Origin of the sequence: Lysinibacillus sp. FSL K6-4013, assembly GCF_038630435.1 — a bacterium.
Taxonomy (GTDB): domain Bacteria; phylum Bacillota; class Bacilli; order Bacillales_A; family Planococcaceae; genus Lysinibacillus; species Lysinibacillus boronitolerans.
In genome coordinates this window covers 4,373,890-4,392,422 of record NZ_CP152031.1, presented here as the reverse complement: position 1 = coordinate 4,392,422, position 18,533 = coordinate 4,373,890, and the positions used below count along the sequence as shown (strand labels likewise).

Annotated in this window: 17 protein-coding genes; 12 read left to right on the top strand and 5 right to left on the bottom strand. The window is 35.0% G+C overall.

Going from position 1 to position 18,533, the window contains the following annotated elements; all coding sequences use genetic code 11:
• Window positions 1–13: 13 nt before the first annotated feature.
• The 3 genes from allD (at window position 14) to MHB39_RS21790 (ending at window position 3,447) form a co-directional block, all read left to right on the top strand.
• Entirely contained in the window at window positions 14–1,012 is a 999-nt protein-coding gene (gene allD, locus MHB39_RS21800) for an ureidoglycolate dehydrogenase (protein WP_342545357.1), read from the top strand.
• 73 nt (window positions 1,013–1,085) lie between these two features.
• The gene (locus MHB39_RS21795) at window positions 1,086–2,084 is read left to right on the top strand and encodes a LacI family DNA-binding transcriptional regulator (RefSeq protein ID WP_342545356.1); all 999 of its coding nucleotides are present in this window, start codon (window positions 1,086–1,088) and stop codon (window positions 2,082–2,084) included.
• Window positions 2,085–2,226: 142 nt separating this feature from the next.
• On the top strand, window positions 2,227–3,447 hold the full coding sequence (locus tag MHB39_RS21790) for an MFS transporter (protein WP_342545355.1): 1,221 nt from the start codon (window positions 2,227–2,229) through the stop codon (window positions 3,445–3,447).
• Window positions 3,448–3,971: 524 nt separating this feature from the next.
• Here the strand turns inward: MHB39_RS21790 and MHB39_RS21785 are convergent.
• Window positions 3,972–4,649, bottom strand: a complete 678-nt coding sequence (locus MHB39_RS21785; RefSeq protein ID WP_342545354.1) for a geobacillin-26 family protein — start codon at window positions 4,647–4,649, stop codon at window positions 3,972–3,974.
• Between the two features lie 384 nt (window positions 4,650–5,033).
• Between MHB39_RS21785 and MHB39_RS21780 the strand changes: the two genes are divergently transcribed.
• The 6 genes from MHB39_RS21780 (at window position 5,034) to MHB39_RS21755 (ending at window position 10,768) form a co-directional block, all read left to right on the top strand.
• Window positions 5,034–5,651: a response regulator transcription factor gene (locus tag MHB39_RS21780; RefSeq protein ID WP_342545353.1), complete on the top strand. Its 618-nt coding sequence runs from the start codon at window positions 5,034–5,036 to the stop codon at window positions 5,649–5,651.
• Window positions 5,652–6,220: 569 nt separating this feature from the next.
• A complete protein-coding gene (locus MHB39_RS21775; RefSeq protein ID WP_004225288.1) occupies window positions 6,221–6,754 on the top strand; it encodes a sigma-70 family RNA polymerase sigma factor in 534 nt (177 codons plus the stop codon).
• The gene (locus MHB39_RS21770; protein ID WP_339280459.1) at window positions 6,741–8,384 is read left to right on the top strand and encodes a DUF4179 domain-containing protein; all 1,644 of its coding nucleotides are present in this window, start codon (window positions 6,741–6,743) and stop codon (window positions 8,382–8,384) included. Before MHB39_RS21775 ends, MHB39_RS21770 begins: the two co-directional genes overlap by 14 nt.
• 149 nt (window positions 8,385–8,533) lie before the next feature.
• On the top strand, window positions 8,534–8,815 hold the full coding sequence (locus MHB39_RS21765) for a transporter suffix domain-containing protein (RefSeq protein ID WP_048393970.1): 282 nt from the start codon (window positions 8,534–8,536) through the stop codon (window positions 8,813–8,815).
• Complete coding sequence (locus MHB39_RS21760; protein WP_048393972.1) at window positions 8,805–9,236, top strand: MarR family transcriptional regulator; 432 nt, start codon at window positions 8,805–8,807, stop codon at window positions 9,234–9,236. The genes MHB39_RS21765 and MHB39_RS21760 overlap by 11 nt, the downstream gene beginning before the upstream one ends.
• Before the next feature lie 251 nt (window positions 9,237–9,487).
• Window positions 9,488–10,768, top strand: a complete 1,281-nt coding sequence (locus MHB39_RS21755; RefSeq protein ID WP_342546949.1) for a histidine--tRNA ligase — start codon at window positions 9,488–9,490, stop codon at window positions 10,766–10,768.
• A gap of 66 nt (window positions 10,769–10,834) precedes the next feature.
• Here the strand turns inward: MHB39_RS21755 and MHB39_RS21750 are convergent, their stop codons facing one another.
• Both MHB39_RS21750 and MHB39_RS21745 read right to left on the bottom strand, forming a co-directional pair.
• Entirely contained in the window at window positions 10,835–12,454 is a 1,620-nt protein-coding gene (locus MHB39_RS21750; protein ID WP_342545352.1) for a hypothetical protein, read from the bottom strand.
• Window positions 12,451–13,233, bottom strand: coding sequence for an ABC transporter ATP-binding protein (locus tag MHB39_RS21745; RefSeq protein WP_066037934.1), 783 nt, complete (start codon window positions 13,231–13,233; stop codon window positions 12,451–12,453). The genes MHB39_RS21750 and MHB39_RS21745 overlap by 4 nt, the downstream gene beginning before the upstream one ends.
• 219 nt (window positions 13,234–13,452) lie before the next feature.
• Between MHB39_RS21745 and MHB39_RS21740 the strand changes: the two genes are divergently transcribed.
• Window positions 13,453–13,980, top strand: coding sequence for a GrpB family protein (locus tag MHB39_RS21740; RefSeq protein ID WP_342545351.1), 528 nt, complete (start codon window positions 13,453–13,455; stop codon window positions 13,978–13,980).
• Between the two features lie 50 nt (window positions 13,981–14,030).
• Here the strand turns inward: MHB39_RS21740 and MHB39_RS21735 are convergent, their stop codons facing one another.
• Together MHB39_RS21735 and MHB39_RS21730 are read right to left on the bottom strand one after the other, a co-directional pair.
• Window positions 14,031–15,242, bottom strand: coding sequence for a Zn-dependent hydrolase (locus tag MHB39_RS21735; protein WP_342545349.1), 1,212 nt, complete (start codon window positions 15,240–15,242; stop codon window positions 14,031–14,033).
• Between the two features lie 5 nt (window positions 15,243–15,247).
• Entirely contained in the window at window positions 15,248–15,943 is a 696-nt protein-coding gene (locus MHB39_RS21730) for an L-2-amino-thiazoline-4-carboxylic acid hydrolase (protein ID WP_333004614.1), read from the bottom strand.
• A gap of 137 nt (window positions 15,944–16,080) precedes the next feature.
• On the opposite strand from MHB39_RS21730, the gene MHB39_RS21725 reads away from it, so the two are divergent.
• Window positions 16,081–16,962, top strand: a complete 882-nt coding sequence (locus MHB39_RS21725) for a LysR family transcriptional regulator (protein WP_036079681.1) — start codon at window positions 16,081–16,083, stop codon at window positions 16,960–16,962.
• Between the two features lie 86 nt (window positions 16,963–17,048).
• A complete protein-coding gene (locus MHB39_RS21720; protein ID WP_036079678.1) occupies window positions 17,049–18,503 on the top strand; it encodes a sodium/proline symporter in 1,455 nt (484 codons plus the stop codon).
• Window positions 18,504–18,533: the final 30 nt, after the last annotated feature.

Below are 18,533 nucleotides of genomic sequence, written 5' to 3'. Positions count from 1 at the left end.
GGGAGGATTTTCAATGAATATTTCTGTATCAGCATTAAAAAAAATAGTAGTTCAAAAATTCACAACTGAAGGTGTTGACGCTGAAACAGCAGCACAAGTAGCAGATGTTTTGATTTATGCCGATTTACGTGGTGTCAGTTCTCACGGTGTTATGCGTGTGGAGCATTATATAACACGTTTAAAGGCAGGTGGCATAACGAAAAACCCTCATTTTTCAGTAGAAAAAAGAGGCACAAATCACCTTCTTTTTAAGGGTGATAATGGCTTAGGGCATGTCATTTGTAAGGAAGCGATGGATGAAACCATTAAAGTTGCTAAGGAACATGGCTCATGTACAACGATTATTCAAGAGAGCAGTCATTGTGGGGCACTCGGCTATTTTCTTGAACAAGCCACGAGCGAAAATTTAATTGCTATTATGTGCTCTCAAACGGACTCCGCAGTTGTTCCCTTTGGCGGAAAAGAGCCTTACTTTGGTACGAATCCAATAGCTTATGGTTTTCCAACCAACGATAAACCGATTATTTTGGACATGGCAACAAGCAATGTAGCGCTTGGGAAAATTTTATATGCACGTGAAAAAGGGGAGACAATCCCAAATACATGGGGAGTTGATGCACAGGGAGCACCAACTACAGACCCACATCAAGTAAAATCTTTAACACCATTTGCAGGGCCAAAAGGATATGGTATGGCACTTGTAGTAGATGTTCTTTCTGGAATTTTAGCAAATGCAGCTTTTGGTCCTCACATTTCAAAAATGTATGGCAATTACGAACAGAAACGTAATTTAGGGCAATATTTATATGTATTAAATCCAAATATTTTTGGAGATGTTGATCAATTCAAAGCAAATATCTCGCAAATGATAAATGAATTACATGATGCGCCAACAGCACCAAATTTTGATCAGGTACTAGTGCCTGGTGAAATTGAACAGATACGTAGTGTGGAAACAATGGATAAGGGCATTGACTTACCTGACCAAGTATATAACTATTTGACTAGTTAATTTAACCAGTAAAGTATGCTATGCTACATAATACCAAGGAGAGTTTTATATTATAGGTAGGAGATTGATTTTAGTGAAAAAAACAACAATTGCCGATGTTGCACAATATGCAAATGTTTCAAATAGTACAGTATCGCAATATTTGAATAAGCGATATGAATATATGAGTGCAGAGACTCGTAAGAAAATTGAAGAGGCTATTGAAGCATTGCAATATCGTCCGAATTTAATGGCTCGTAGCTTAAAACAGAAATCTACCTTTACAATTGGTATTATTGTGGCGAATATTATTCATGACTTTTCAACAAAAATAATAAATGCATTGGAAGCAGAGTTTGATAAAGAAGGCTTTCATATGATTGTGTGTAACTCGGCGGATAACCCTAAAAAAGAGAAAAAACATATCGAAACTTTACTAGAAAAACAGGTAGATGGCTTAATCGTTTTTCCAACAGGAGAAAATAAAAATCTCTACATAAGACTTCATCAACAGGCAATGCCAATCGTTTTTATTGACCGTTTTATTGAGGGAGTAGATATTCCTGCTGTATTGCTTGATAATTTTTCTGCCATGAATACGGCTGTGGAGACATTTCAAAACCAACCAATAGCCTTTATCACTACTTCTTTAGCCTTACCGATTACTCCTCGTGTCGAACGTTTAGAAGGATTTCGTCAAGCGCTCAGAAATAGGAATTTGTTGATTGATGAGCGCTATATAAAAAATGGTGAGCCAGCTGAGATGACAGAGATTTTTAATCAGTTATTTACATTGGAGCAACCACCTAGGGGAATCATTGCGGCTAATGATCGTATTTTCCAAGAATTAATGCTCTATATTAAAAAAAGAAATTTACATGTGCCTAATGATGTACAAGTAATCGCTGTGGATGATGTACCATATGCCAATTTTTTAACACCTTCCATTACAACATTACAACAGCCTATTTTACCAATGGCACAGAAAGCGGCATCATTGCTCTTAGCAAAAATAAAAAAAGAACATCTAGCTGATGACCAAAAACTATACCGCTTCAAACCGATATTAATTCAGCGAGATTCAACTAACTAAAAAGGCAACCCAAAGCTATGAACTTAGCTAAGGGTTGCTATTTTTAGTTGCACAGCTATTCATCGATAGATATGATTATCTAAAGGAATACTTTTATGTCAAAAAAGACCAATCATTCATTTTGGTGATAGAAAGGGGACTTATGAGCATTGCTAGGAAGTATTGGCTCATTCTATTTGGCTTTGGTTTCTCGTATTTAGGAAATTGGGTGAATCTAGTTGCCCTCAATTTATTAGTTTGGCATTTAACAGAGTCGCCTACTGCTATGGCTAGTATATTTATTGTAGGACCGATTGCTCGAATTTTAACAAGCTTTTTTGCAGGCTCCATTATTGATCGATCGAATAAACAAAAATTAATGATCTATAGTGATATCATTCGTGGCATATTGATTTTATTGTTACCTTTTACGTCCTCTATTTGGCTCATCTATAGCGTATTATTTTTATCTAATATAGCAAGTAGCTTTTTTGGACCGAGTAGTACCTATTATATTTCAAAATATGTTCCAGACGAAGATAAACAATCCTTTAATGCAATATTAGGAATGTTTAGCTCAGGCTCATTTTTAATTGGGCCAGCATTGGCTGGGTTTATCATTGCCATTTCAAATATATCTATAGCATTTTGGTTTAATGCCTTGACGTTCTTTATCTGTGCACTCTCAATTTTTAAGCTTCCCGCAGTAGAAGATCATCGGGACATGCACCGAAAACCCATTACTTGGAGCTTGCTAAAAGAGGATTATGGTATTGTCTATGCCTATATAAAAAAAGAGCAAGTCTTTGCCAAAGTATTTCTATATTTTCAGGGTGCAATGATGATTGCCTTTGCATTAGATTCACAGGAAGCAACATTTATTAAACAAGACCTACAAGCTTCAGATAGTCTATATGGTGTCATCGTTAGTATTGCTGGGATTGGGGCTATTATTGGTGGAGCAATGGCTGCTCGTTATGCTAAAAGGTTTTCAACAAGACAATATATTGTCTATGGTCTGCTTTTGACCACAATCTGCTATACATTGTTTTACTCTTCACCGAATGTGATAATGGCGATTGTTAGCTTTATAGCATTAGGAATATGTATGTCATTTTGTAATGCAGGCTACAGCACTTTTTATCAAATATGTGTACCGGCATCAATTATGGGCCGTTTCGGTAGTGTTTCAACGATGGTCATGAATGTGCTGCAGATTGTCTTTACGTTAGCTTTAGGGTTGCTAGCGGAATGGCTCTCCCTACAAATGGTCTGCATTGTCTTTGGAATTGTAGCTATTTTCCTCTCCCTAGTTTTATATGTATTTATGCATTCAAAATCTGCCTCTGAAGGTTTGAAGGAAGAGATTGTATTGAAAATATAAAAAATTTGTAATTTCAATTTACCTCTAATATAATTTTGGAATTAAAGGTGGAAGCCGAGCTATCAATCTTTCCTATATCAAATATCAAACCATCATTTTTAAATTTAGTATTTAATTAAAAAATAATGCATTTGAAATACATTAATATTTAGGGAATGTTTCATCTGATTTAGTTTATAACTGTAAGCAAATTAAGAAGAAAGATAGTTCATAAAGCTGTTAAGGTTTAAAGGGTATTGAATTCAACCTAGAAAAAACGAATTTTTACTAGAAAAATGATTAATAAAACAAGTATAATTATATTTGTTATAGATAGAAATTTAAGTATACCTTCAAATTGGGTGTTCTTGCGTATATAGGAAATATAAACATTAATAATTAAATTAATTATTACCAAAAATATTATCAAATAATACATTAAAAAACCTCCAATAACTTAAGATTTAATTTATAGAAATGGAACTCTAATAAAGCAATACAGAGTTCCATTTTTATAAAAGATTTAAATTAATTATTTTGGGTTATTATACTCGACCATAATAAAATATTGCATCGTTATGAGCATCGTATGCTTGCCAAAGTAGAACTGCCCCTGTACCAACTGCTCCAACTGAACCTAACAGTGCTATTACAGCTGACATTCCTAATGTTGGTGCAGCAGTAGCTAAAGCAGCTACTGCTGCCGCATAGGCACCTGCAAGTGCTGCTGCTGCCTCTACTTCCTTAGTTTTCATTGTTTTAACAGCAGCTTTAAAATTACTTAAATCTCCATTATTAGATGTACTCTCCATAACACTCTTTCCGTTTGAATTGTTAGTAGAGATAAACCATACGTATTTAGTCGATGTAGGATAAGTGTAATCATATCTATCTACTTTACATTGAGAAAACCAAATGTTATCAACTTGATTATAAACATTGGTAATAGTAGTTCCATAAGGAGTTATAGTTAATTCATTTGAAGATTGAACTGTTGATGGGCTAATTTGATTTTGATAGATCTCTCCATTACTATCAAAAAGTGTATATTCCCCTGTTACTTTATTGTATTCAGCAGTGCTTGTTTCGTTTGCTGTAGTTACCCGAATTTTTCTAATAAATTCATCATCTTGTAATACTTGATAATCATACTGAGTATTCTCATAAGATATGGATTGAGTTACATACTCTGAAGAATATGTATGAATTTTGTGTTGATTCATTAGCAAGGGCGGATAATGGTGTTATTGTTGAACAAATAGTAGTAAAAGCAATAGCACTTGTTAAAAGCTTTTTTTTAAACATAATTCATTACAGCTACTCTTTGTAAAATAATTATTTGCTTGTGTAGATAATTCGATTAATTACTATAGCAATTTCTTAATACTCGAGTTATTCAAACAGTATCACTTTGATCACCGACATGGCAACCGACATTTTTTTGGTCGGAAACCGCCAATTAAATTTTCGGTCTGACTAAGAAATAAATAAATGTTTAATTATTTCGTAAATTGAAACAATATGTTATTGTAAAAAGATAATTGAAACAATGTGTCTTAATTTTTTTGTAATATAGATTTTTAATTAAATAAGGGGTGGGTCAAACCTTGATAGAAATTCTTATTGTAGACGATCATCCTATTGTTTTAGAGGGCTCAAAAATGTTATTTCTGGATATTGATGATATTAAAGTTGACACAGAGAGAGATACAACAACCGCATTGAAAAAAATAAAGAAAAATAACTACGATGTCTACTTAATAGATGTTCATATGCCTGTAATAAATGGAATTAAATTAGCTCGAGATATCAAAAACATACAAAAAAATGCTGCAATAATTCTTTACACAGGTGACGATATTATAGATTACTATCCTCTAGTTTTAGAAAGAAAGATTGAGGGAGTGATCTCTAAAACGGCACCTAAAGATCAGGTTATTAGAACAATACGTTCTGCTGCTCGACGTGAAATTTTATTAAATGAAAGTTTTTTGGATTTTTTAGAAACATATAATAAACCTAAAAATATTATTGAACTCAACGAAAAAGAGAAATTTATACTAAATTTAATTTCAGAAGGCTTTACAAATAATGCAATTGCAGAGAAACTTAATGTAACACAAAGAACAGTGGAAAGGTATTTAACACAATTATTCACTTTATTAAATGTACAATCACGTAATCAAGCAGTAGATTTTGCAAAAGAACATCATTTGCTATATTAGACAAATAATTTTTGTTATTACAAGTATAAAGTGTGAAATTATAATTGATTTAAGATATTTTTAAGAGATACATTCAATAAATTTATGTTTTATTAACATATATATCCACCTCAAAATACTTAGAAAAAAGATTAACCGAATGAACCCATTAGAGAAGATGTATTGACCATGGCAATGAGGGCGTATCAAATCATATTGAATAAATAATATTATTGTTATAAGCATACATTAAATTTGCCTTTCCTTTAAAGATTTGTGTCAGTATTATCTAGACATTTCAATTCAATGAATATTGCCATTAAAGTTTTCCTTGTTGAAATTGATCGAATTATTAACAATAATATTACAGTCTCTAGTTCTATTACTGATATTAGTATCAGTAATACTAGTTTGTTTTCTTTAACAAACATTTTTCAATTACTTGCAACTTTGAATCCTACCCCGCTCTTTAATTAGAGCGGGGTTATTGTGTTTAATATATAACGTGAAATATGTACTTTCAAAAAAATGAACCTTTTCTAGTAGTCATTTGTTTATAACGTAGAACCATCAGAAAGGAGTGCCTTGGATTGACAGAACGTGAATTATTCGATTCATACAACAAAGATGTTTACCGTACCTGTTATTACATGCTACGGAACGCCCAAGATGCGGAAGATCTCTGCCATGATGTATTTGTCACCGTCTTTCGTCAGGATTGGAGAAGTGTAGAGCATACACGTGCTTGGATTTTACGAATTGCGATGAATCAATGTTTAAATTTGCTTAAAAGAAAGCAGGCTCAGTTAAAAAAAGTGAGTCAGGTACAGTTGCTACAGGAGCAAACTACGGCATCAGTTAAATCTGTAGACACCATTGTACTGGAGAAGGCAGCTGAGGAGGAGTGGGAGGCACTACTCAGACAGCTACCAGAAAAGTTAATGGCTGTTGTCACCCTACGCTACATTGGTGAGCTATCATTAGTGGAAATTGCGGAAACGCTAAAGATTCCAGTGGGAACAGTGAAATCGAGACTCCATAAGGCATTGAAAATCATGCGCAAAAAACTAGAACAAAATCAAAATTTATGGTTGAAGGGAGAGAATCAATTTGGAACGCATTGAAAAGAAATTGAAAAAAGAGATGAACGCAGACCATAACATGAAGTATCCTGACTTTGAACAAATGTGGAATGGTATCCAGCAGGATGAACTAAAAATGGTAGGTGAACCGATCGAACTTCTACCTCGAAAAAGAAAGAGATTTGTTTTGGTCGCAGGATTAGCTGTTGCTCTAATGGCTACACCTGTCTATGCAGCACTGAATTACGATTGGTCAACTATTCTATCTTATAGAGCTGGTATTCAGTCTGCATTAGACCAGGGCTTAGGGCAGACTATTGAGAAATCCGTTACGAAGGATGGGTTTACGTTGACCGTACATACGGCGTTTATCGATGATAACAGAACCTTTCTTTTGTATAGTTTGAAACCTGAGGCCTCTTGGGATGGAATGAATGTGAGTTTTGATCAAATCGGGCTTCAAGATGCGAATGGTGATTTTATTAAAGGGAATTACTCACATCGCTGGAATGAAGATCTTGGTCTTTTCCAAGGGTATTTTGAGACAGACTGGGTGGCAGATAATCAGAAGTCAGACATTAAATTTTTAATGGAGAATATTCATTCTATTGGTGATAAAGAACTGCCTATTAATTACAACCCTAATGACTCTCAAACGCAGAATTTCACCATTAAAAAGGATGGAATTGACAATGTAATTCTACAAACCTTTGAACAATCAGACGGGAAAGTAATGCTCCAATCAGCGGTTCAATTTACAGATTCTGAAATGAAGAACAAATGGGTACGAATTAAGGCGCTAGATGATAAAAATCAGACGATTAAAGAAGTGGAAACACCAGTTTTTGGAACTCCTGGTGCAACTGGTGAATACTTTAGTCAGCAAATTTTCACTTCAGACAGCTTACGAGCGAAGGATACAAAGTTCCAACTAACTTATGAACATACATTAGATATTGCAAAGGATAATTGGAATATAGAGATGAATTTATCCAAAGAACAATTAAACAAGGGATCATTTAAAAAAGTCGTCAATATTCCTTTAGAAAATGCATCTAATGGAATAGTAATTCATGAAATGAAAGTTACTCCAACACAGGTACGTTTAATACTGACCCATAAGGAAAAATATGCACATATTCCTTACATGGACTATCAGCTGGATATTGGTGGCGTACTTTTGGATGGAGGTAGATGGGATATAGAAAACGATCCTTATAAAACCGAACTTCATTTTGAATTGACTGGAGTGGATGTGACCTCGTTAGCGAATCAATCTGTGGCATTGGTAGCTAAACATCGCGTTGATATAAAAGATGGTGACGAGCAACCGATTCATTTGACTAATATATCAGATACACCTCAAAGTAAGACATCTACGATTGGGGAGTATTCAATTACATGGACTTACTATAAGAAAGATAGCAATCTCTATGTGGAATCCTTTAGCACTGAACCTACATTTGGTGGTGTCTCTCAGACTTATTATCTAGATCATAAAGAGCGAAATTATGGAATGCCTATGATGGCTGGCATACTTGGTGATGAAAATAATAAGCAGATGGATGAGTATAAGAATTTTAAAGATAAAGATCTTGATATTTATATTTGGAAATATACTACGAATTATCCAGATGCAGAGCTTCGTATACCACTTACATTTGGAAAATAACAGTATTAGCAGCCCCATCTATTTGATTCTTTACTATTCAAATAGATGGGGATTTTTGTTTTGAAGATAAAAGAGCTTTACATAAAATGAATTGTATAATATAGTTTAGTTAACTTAATTAAATTAATTATTTGTACAGGAGAAGATACATGACCTCTAACGAAAAAACACAAAAATCTTTTGCTTATAAGCTTGGACTAGGCATTATTATCTTTTCACTTTCTTTATGGTTAATCCCAATTATTACACCTTTCACACCGATACCTACAAAAGTAAAGGCAGGGATTATACCAGGAAGTATTATTATGGCTGAAATCTTATTTTGGCTTGGTGCTTTACTTGTTGGAAAAGAAGTAGCCAACAAATTTAAAAGCTATCTAAATCCTAAAAAATGGCGAGAAAAAGGTGACACTCAAAAAAATGAAGAATAACCAGGTAGCAGAGCAAATAAATCAAACCATTGAAGATATTTGGATCATGCTTGAGAAAATGGAAAGGGCTTATACTAATTTCTCCTTAAATAATCAGCAATATGTTCTTTTAACATTAGTGATGCGTCATCCATCCTGCTCGCCTTCAGAACTAGCAGATAAAATGGCTATTACAAAAAGTGCAGTGAGTCAGCAATTAACCAAGCTTGAACAGGATGGCTATATAATGAAAAGGCAGCATGAGGAGGATAAGCGTGCCTTTTCTGTCGAATTAGGCGAGAAGGGTCTATTATATAAACAGGAAGTCGAAGCCTTTAATCAACAGATTACAGAAAAGTACCATGCTCACTTAACAACTGAAGAGTTAGCTGAAATGTTAGCTACTCTAGAAAAAATGAAAAAAATACTGTGTGAATTTTAGAAAAAATTTGACATTTTGTTAGGTGTATCTTATAGTAACCCTTAAAATAAATGGGGGAATAAACATGGTCATTACTCTTGTCCAATCATTCACAACAAAACATCATCATCATCACTAGTCTTGCTATCCTTATTAACTTATTAATATTGAATAGGAAGACTATTTCTCATGTAATCGTATAAATAAAGCTGATTTGAAGCTTTATCGCTATACGGTTTTTTTATTGCTCAAAAAATGAGGAGGAGATTATGATGAAAAAAATGGACTATCAGAATGTTCGAGGAACACAAGATTATTTACCAGAGCAAGAGGCTACTCGTCGTGTGATACGCCGTACGTTAGAAGATACATTTATAGCCTATGGCTGCAAGCCGTTAGAAACACCTATTCTTAACTATACAGAGTTGATGGCTTCTAAATATGCTGGTGGTGCTGAGATTTTAGAGGAGATGTATACATTAACAGATCGAGGTGAGCGAGATTTAGCGTTACGCTATGATTTAACAATTCCATTTGCAAAAGTTGTAGCGATGAATCCAGCGATTGCTATGCCATTTAAACGATATGAGATTGGCAAAGTGTTTCGAGATGGCCCCATCAAGGCTGGTCGTTTTCGCGAATTTACACAATGTGATGTAGATATTGTTGGGGTAGAATCACAGGCTGCTGAGGCGGAGCTAATGATGATGGCGATAGATGCCTTTGATCAGCTTAAACTTAAAATTAATCTCCAATATAATAATCGCAAGCTTTTAGTTGGTTTACTGCAATTATTTGAGGTTGAACAGGAACAAATGAATCGAGTTATTTTAACATTAGATAAGATTGAAAAAATAGACGAGAAAACAATGCTCGCAGAATTGAAGGCATTGGGGTTATCAGATAATAGTAATCATAAAATAAAGCACTTTTTAGATGAACGTCCTCAAATAAGTATGGCGTATTTTGAAGGATTCGCGACCGAGAATGTCTTTTTACAACAAGGTTTACAGGAATTAATGGAACTAACTTCTTATTTAGAGGCACTTGAAATAAGTGACCAATGTATTTTCAATCCATTTTTAGCGAGGGGACTTGAAATTTACACAGGAACAATTTATGAAATTTTTTTAGCAGATGGAACAATCCGCTCAAGTATTGGTAGTGGGGGACGCTATGACAATGCTATTGGTGGCCTTTTAGAGACAAATCAAACCTATGCTACTGTTGGTATTTCATTTGGTTTAGATGTCATCTATACAGCATTGGAGCTTTCGGGAAAAATAGATCAAAACGCTCCTAGTGTGGATATTTATATTATTCCTCTCGGAACAGAAAAAGAGGCACTAAAGCTAGCAACTGCATTACGGCGAGAAAAATATAAAATAGAAGTTGAGCTAAGTGGGAAAAAAGTGAAAAAGGCGATGGAAAAAGCCAATCGTGAAAACACGCCAAAGGTTATTGTATTAGGAGATAATGAGGTCAATCAAAATATGTATAAAATAAAAGATATGAAAAGCGGTGAGGAAGAAATCGTTGCGTTTATCTTTTAAACAACATAACATGAAAAAAACGGCTGATCCCACTCTATTATAGGATTTGAGCCGTTTTTTTTTTGGTTATTTTTCCGATTTAAAAACAAGCTTCCATATCAAGATGTTGATGAAGAAAAGCACAATGAAATATATCGTAGAGCCGTATGTTATCTGAGCTATCAAATAGTGCAGCCCTACAAGTAAACCTAAAGGGAGCAATAATAAAAGAATCTTCCAGCCCTGTGCATCGTTAACTTCATCATAGGGTTTGGTAAAGGGTAATTTGTTTGTCATCATGACAAAACAAAGGATGGTATATAACCAGCTTGTTACCAAAACAGCTAGTAAATCAGGGATAATTCGAATACCATAAATATAGCTAAAGACTATACTTAGTACTAAAAATAACGGAATATACAATTTAATTAAAAATGCCTTTAAGCTACCTTTTTGTAATTCTGTATAATCTTTAAGCGGGAGTGTTTTATAAATCCATGCAGCCTTATATTTAGAAGAGTGACCAAGCATAAGGACAGCGGATGGTATAATCATCATACTAAAATAGATATTTAAATAGCTCATACTACTAGCATAATCGACTTCTTCCCCTCTGCTAAAAGTAAACATGAAAATAAAGGGAATAATAAATGAAAAGCCTAAAGATGGGTAAACCTTTAGCTTAAACTCTCGCTCTTGCTTCATCATCAGAGTGGCGAAGCGGTAGAAAGCTTGTTCCTCGTGTGTTCTACACACAAGGGTTAATAAAAACGACTTTAGTCGATTGTTCTTTTCCTTTTTCGATTTACTTGTACTTAGCAGTTTTTGGAGATTGCGTTCAAAGGTTGGTATGAGTTTAATATAGATCCAAATCGAAATAATAGGTACAATCACTGCTAAGATGGTATAAATGACTGTCAATAAAGATGTGTCACCATGCAGTATGAGTTCATAAGGGGCAGCGAACCACATCGGTATTAAGAAGAGGTTCCACCAATGAAACGATACTACCATATCTAAATTGACGAATTCAAAGGATCGAATAAGAACTTGATAGCCAATCATCAGCATTAGAGATAAAGCGATTTGTACATAATTAATCATATCCTTCAGCTTTTCACCATCGAAGAAGCGTAAAATGGCAATATATAAAATGGCTGTGATGGCAACGATAAATAAATTCATTAATAGAATTTCAAGACCTGTTAAAATAAAGAACACAATTCCTTGAGTAAAAAGGCTGACTATTAGAGGGATGGCTGTTAGGGCCAATGTTAAATAGGATAAATAAATAAAAATATGCATAAATTTTGCTGCATTAATTGTTTTAGCTGAAATAGGCTTAGTTGAAAGTATGCTTTTATCTCGTACATCTAAAAGCACAGAAGAAAAGTCAGAAATCAATGAAGTCATAATCAAAAAGATGATCATTGCAAAGGCAATACTCATTTGAAATAAATAATTTTGACCAAATCCCATAAGCGGGATGAGTATAAGCCCGAATAACATATAAATCCATAGAGACTTAATGTAGCCGTACTTTTGATTGTCTTTCTTTTTATTTTGATTAAATAGGGTAGGTACTTTCCGTTCATCCATTGTTAATTTTATATGGAGGATTTTTCTCATCATGTCATAATCAATGCCCATTTTGATAAAAAGCCATCGGAACTTATCAAGCAATCGTAGCGTTTTGAAATCTGTCATAATTGTCCCCCACGAACGACGGACACAAATTTTTCTCCGATTTCCTGATGTTCATGAAATCCTGTTAACTGGTTAAAAATTCTTTCTAATGTTCCTTCAGTATTATCTGCTTGTAATTGGGCAAATGTTCCGTCCGCTGCAATTTTTCCATCATACAGCAGAATGATACGGCTACTGATTTTTTCAACTACATCCATAATGTGAGATGAGTAAAATATAGTCTTTCCGTTGGCAGCTAATTGCGTTAAGATTTCTTTAAAAATCATGACACTGTTTGCGTCTAGGCCATTGATCGGCTCATCTAAAAATAGCAGGTCTGGATTATGTATTAGGCTTGCAATAATTAGTAGTTTTTGACGCATACCTTTAGAATAAGAAGAAATTCTAGAATGGTACGCTTCACCAACTCCAAACAGCTCCATTAGTGATTTGGATTTGTCAGCCGCCTCCTCTAGCTCTAATCCATATAGCTGGCCGATAAAGGTTAAATATTCATAGCCTGTTAAGTTATCATAAACATCAGCGATTTCAGGGACATAACCGATTCGCCGTTTATAATCAATTTGGTCTTGCCCTATGCTTTTCCCAAAAAGCTTAATTTCACCGCCATAATCACCTTCTAGCCCTAGAATAAGTTTTACAGTTGTACTTTTACCCGCGCCATTGGGGCCAATATAACCGATGATTTCACCTCTAGCTGCATGAAGGTCAATCCCCTTCAAGATTTCCTTGTTTCCATAACTCTTCGTTAAATTCGTAATTGTTAAAATCTCTTCCATTTTATAGCCCCTTTCAATTATTTAGAAAATTTAACCATAATTACACTATATCATATTAAAAGAGATAATATTCCTTATACTAAAATGAAACCAATTCAATCAAAATTAGAGAGATCTTCTTATATTAAAGGAGATTGAAAAACGAAATTGATTGATTATTTTAAGGTAAATACGCTTTATTTATAGTTGACTTATTTCAAAAAGAGAGGTGGATGACACATGAAAAAAATTGAAGTGGTATTGTCTGACTATGATCCAAATTGGGAAGAACAATTTTTAGTTGAGAAAAGGAGTATACAAGAAGCTATTGGTCATTCTAACTTAGGGATTGAACATATTGGCAGTACCTCTATCAAAGGTTTAAAGGCTAAGCCCATTATTGATATTCTGCTAGGAGTCCAAAGTAAAGAAGGAGTCTCGGAACTAATAGAGGATTTAAGAATAATTGGGTATGAATATGTTCCTAAACCTGAGCTAATGGATAGAAGATTTTTTAGAAAAGGGCTATGGGGGCAAGGAACTTGTCATTTACATATATGTGAATATAACAGTAGTGAATGGATTGACAAATGCCTTTTCCGAGATTATCTTCGATTAAATGCTCAAACGGCACATGAATATGAAACTTTAAAGCAACAGCTTGCCTATCATTTTCAATATGATCGCCCAACATATACCCTGAAAAAAGAGCCTTTCATTCAAAAGATAATTACTCAAGCTAAAAACGAAGGCTATGAAAAATATTAAAAAAGCCAGTCTAAAAAAATTTAGAGAATGGCTTTCTTCTATAGAATGGGCTATTTAGAGAGCTCGACAACAGTATCGTAAAAAATATTCGTTGCTACAATAATATCCTCATCTGAGCTATATTCTAATGGATTATGACTAATGCCGTCCTTTGAGCGGACGAATAACATCCCAATCGGTGCAATTTCAGCTATATTCATTGCATCATGGCCAGCACCACTTATGAGAGAATAAGGTCGTATACCTTGCTTTTCAATACTTATAGTGAGTTGCTGTTGTAGCATGGCATCCGTTTTTGCGGGTTTAATGCGCTGCAACACTTTTGAAGTCAATGTAACATGTCTTCGTTCAGCAATTTGTTGAAGTTGTTGCATAATTTCTTGCTCTAATGCACTTACTTTATTTTCGTCAATATCACGAAGATCAATGGAGAATGTGACTTTACCTGGTATAATGTTTGTCCCATTTGGAGAGACCATTAGCTTACCAACCGTTGCAACGGAATCTGTTGTATTGTTTAATAGTTGCTCAATAGCTAAAATCATTTCGCTTGCTGCAGTTAGGGCATCCTGACGAATGGGCATAGGTGTTGCACCAGCATGTTCACTGACACCCGTTACTGTAACCTCTAGCCATAAAGGGGCAGCAATACCTGTGACTACACCGACTGGTAGGTCTTCATTTTCTAACACTTTTCCTTGCTCGATATGCATTTCTAAATAAGCTTTAATATCATGACGATGAACTTGTGTTAAAGGATAAGGTGATAAATGGAAATCCTTCATGGCCTGTTCAATAGCAATGCCAGCTTCATCTGTATGCTGTAATTGCTCCTCTGTTAAAAGACCAGCCATAGCACTACTGCCAAGGAGTCCAAATCCAAATCTCGTTCCTTCCTCATCCTTAAAAGCGACAACTTGGATTTTTTTAGAAGGTAGCAACTGTTGCTCATGGATAGTATGTACCACTTCAATAGCTGCTAGTACCCCTAATGCTCCATCAAATTTGCCACCCTCTGGTACTGTATCGATGTGAGATCCCAGCATAATGGTTTCATTTCCTTCACCATATGTACCAATAAGGTTTCCAACAGCATCGATTGTAACACTCATCCCTGCTTGTTCCATATAAGTTGTGACTAACTCAATGGCTTGCTTTTCTTCTGGCGTGAACGAGAAGCGGTTAATGCCACCTGTCTTTTCATTGCGACCAATTTGACTTAAGTCTTGAAGATGCTGTAAGAGCCTAACTCCATTAATCATGACCATCACTCTTTCATTTGGAATTGGAAGTGGCACTGTCCTTCACGTAAAACAAATTGATCATGTACCACCTCTAGATTTTTATTGTACCCTTTGGCAATTGAGGGGTCGATGACTTTGCAATATAAAATGCCGTACTTACCCATATCATCATCTGCCCATTGTTGACCTAGTGGGCAGTGAGTAAACGTTTGTTCTACCTCATTTTTTTTATACACCGTTTCAATTTCAAACAAATCACTACGACCCATATCATAGTTTGTTAAATAGTTATCCACTGAATTTGCTAGGCCGTTTGTGCGTGCACGTTGAGCAATGCCTTGGCCTCGCTTATGGCCAAAACGCTCTACTGCCCGCATAATCACTTGTTCACCAGCTTCTCCATATTCATCAACAACTGGCTTGGCAATCTGTGCAAACATTTTAGAAAATCGAGCAAACGGTGTTAAATTAGCAAATTTTTCTTCACCTACAACGATTTGGGGTAAGTATTCAAAGAAAGTATGATTTTCACCTTCAGCTGTTGCTTTTTTCGCCATTGCTTCAGCATCCTTTAAACCAAACGCCTCTAAACCTTTTTGTACTAATGTCCGACCATGCTCTCCATACTGCTCTGTAATGGAGAGATGTAATTCTGTAAACATTTTTGCGGTAATTATGTCCATAGATAAAGCCTTCATCATTAATTTTTCCTCTGCCATTTTATGAGCCACCTCATTAACAAATCATATTGATTTACTTGGATTTTATTTTTATTATAGAGGTGGCTAGTAATTTAAATCAAATGAATATTTGCACAATCATATATGAAAAAAAATCATAAAAGGGGCAGAATAGCATGGCTACATTAGCGCAATATATTGCTTTCCATACACTTATCGATACAGGGAATTTTACAGAAACAGGATTAAAGCTCAATCTCACACAGTCTTCAATTAGTCATACGATTAGTAATTTAGAGGCAGAATTAGGACTTTCTCTAATTATTCGAAACCGCAATAATATTGTTTTAACGAGTGAGGGGAGAATTGTTTACGAACATATATCCAAAATATTGCAGCAACAACAACAGCTTGAAACCTCTGTGGCAAATTTAAAAAATCTCATTGGGGGTACATTATCGGTTGGTATTCTACCAAGTGTTTCATTGGTCTTATTACCAAAGGTTTTAGCGTATTTCGAACAGCATCATCCAGACTTACAAATTCGTTTGATGGAGGGAGATTATGATCAAATCGAGGACTGGCTTCACAATGGAGTTGTGGATATTGGTTTTTTAGTGCAGCCAAGTTCTAAACATCTTGTATTCGATGCGATTTTTAATGATGAGCTTGTTTGCATTATGGCACAGGATCATCCATTGGCGAATGAAGACAGGCTCTCTCTAGAGCAATTGCAGGATGAGCGCTGGATTATGCCTAAACGTACAATTGATCGAGATGTATCAAGGATTTTGGCTAAACATAAAATTCATCCCAATGTGGTCTATGAATTATCGGTTGACCAAGTCATTTTGACGATGGTCAATGAAAATTTAGGCATTTCAATTGTGCCGAATTCCCTTTTGCTACATGCGCCAAGTAACCTGATTAGAAAAAAATTTTATCAAGCATATATTAGACAGGTTGGAATTGCACATAAACACAGTATTCTTCTTTCTCCAGGAGCTTTAAAGTTTGTAGAAATATCGAAATACTTTGCCTCCTTTTTACAAAATTAGTTATTGACAATTAAAAAAACCCGAACTATTATCTGATAAAACCAATTGGGATTGTTTAGATTAATCAGATGGAGGACTTTGGGTATATGCATACAATTGTTTATGTTGAAATATTTATCTATTTACTCGCTATGTTAGGAGTAGGTATTTACTTCAGTAAAAAAGATTTATCACATAATGACTACTTTCTAGGGGGAAATAAACTACCGGGCTGGGCATTAGCCTTTTCTGAGCGTGCTACGGGTGAATCCGCCTATATGTTTTTAGGGGCAATTGGCTTTATTTATGTGGCTGGGCTGTCTGGTATTTGGATTTTATCTGGCATGCTTTTAGGCGTTGTTGCATCATGGCTATTTTTATCAAAACGCTTTATGACAGAGCAACAAAAATATAAAGTGAATAGCCTAACAGATTATATTGCCGTTAAATTTCCAAAGCACGCAGATATAATTCGTTGGTTAGCTTCTGCAGTAATGGTGTTATTCTTTGTTTGTTATTTAGCAGCTCAATTTTCAGGAATGGGTAAAACAATTTATTCATTCTCAGGACTTAACATTACATGGGGAACAATTATTATTGGTGCAATAATAATTGCCTATTCATGTATGGGAGGATTTATGTCTGTTGTTTGGACAGATACAATCCAAAGTTTTTTAATGCTGATCTCGTTCGTTATTGTACCAATTGCAGCTTATATGGAAATTCAACATCAGGGTTTAAGCATTTCAACAGAGCTTGCACAAATGGGCAATGGGGCGGATAGTTGGGTTGGAGGCTTAAATGGTCTTGCCTTAGGGGCGATGCTATTTACAAATCTATCATGGTTCTTTGGCTGGCTAGGGGGGCAACCTCAATTGAGCTCTCGCTTTATGGCTATTACGACTGAAAAAGAGCGAATTACTGGCCGTAATATGGCAATTATTTGGACATTAATTGTCTATGTGGGTGCCTTTCTATCTGCTATTTTTGCGTCCACTTTGTATAAACAAGGCTCTATTGAGGATCCTGAAATGATATTACCGCATATGGTGTTTGAAATTTTACCACCTTGGGTTGCAGGAATTATTGTGGCTGGTATTTTAGCAGCTATTATGTCAACGGCATCGTCTCAATTGTTAGTCATCACAACATCGATAAGTGAGGACATAATTCATAAAACATTACGTTGGAATATTTCTAGCAAAAAATTAGTTCACCTTTCGCGTCTAGTGGCTGTTATTAGTGGGATTGTGGGGATTATCATTTCACTTAAATCAGGTTCTGTGATTTATAGCTTAGTATCCTTTGCATGGGCAGGGATTGGCAATACGTTTTCGGTTGTGATCCTTTTAATCTTTTTCTGGAAACGTGTTTCAGGCATTGGGGTCATTGCGACAATTATTGTCGGCTTTATTAGTGCGATTGCATGGTCCCTGTCACCTATGGAGGCTGTTGTGTCAGCCAAGGCAGCGACATTCTTTATTTGCTTAATTGTTGGAGTAGTCGTGTCTTTAGTATGTCCTGATAAAAATGAAAATGGTCTAAATGATATTTTAAAATAATAATTTAACTCCTCTTTTGAAGATATACTT